The sequence below is a fragment of the Photorhabdus sp. RM71S genome (genome assembly GCF_042879355.1).
GTDB classification, from domain to species: domain Bacteria; phylum Pseudomonadota; class Gammaproteobacteria; order Enterobacterales; family Enterobacteriaceae; genus Photorhabdus; species Photorhabdus kayaii.
Window position 1 is genome coordinate 1 of the sequence record NZ_JBHFKV010000199.1, and the last position, 471, is coordinate 471.

Consider the following 471-nt stretch of genomic DNA (forward strand, 5'->3'; position numbering starts at 1 on the left):
GAAAACTCACCAACTACATCGTTAGATGTAGTTATATATTCTTGTTCTAATAACTTCTTACTCTGTTTGACCTGATTTGTTACCAACTTTGTTACCTGACTTCGCTCTAAAACCGCGTCATCACTGGGTTTGTTTGTTACCTGATTAGTGACCTCGTTTGTTACCTCAAAATCACCCTGATAATCAGCGTAATTTGTGATGGTGATCACTGTCCCATGCCGGTTACCGCTGAACGTTAGCATCCCCTCAGAGGAAAAGAATTCCAACATGTCTCTAACCTGTTTTTGTGTCTTCTCATTGCCTTTAGAATCTCTGAGCTTTCTGGCTAGAATGGGGATTTTCGTCACCAACTGACCAGATCCTAAATCCCACTGAACGCCGCTAAATTCAACACTGCGGGGCTTGTATTGAGCCATCCCAATCAATCGAACCCACAAGGCCAATTTAGCCGTATCATTAGCCCATTCCGTG

Annotated in this window: 1 pseudogene; it reads right to left on the bottom strand. The window is 43.1% G+C overall.

Annotation, left to right across the window (positions count from 1 at the left end):
* Positions 1 to 471: pseudogene (locus ACGF5R_RS24500) on the bottom strand (replication protein); the annotation flags it as partial.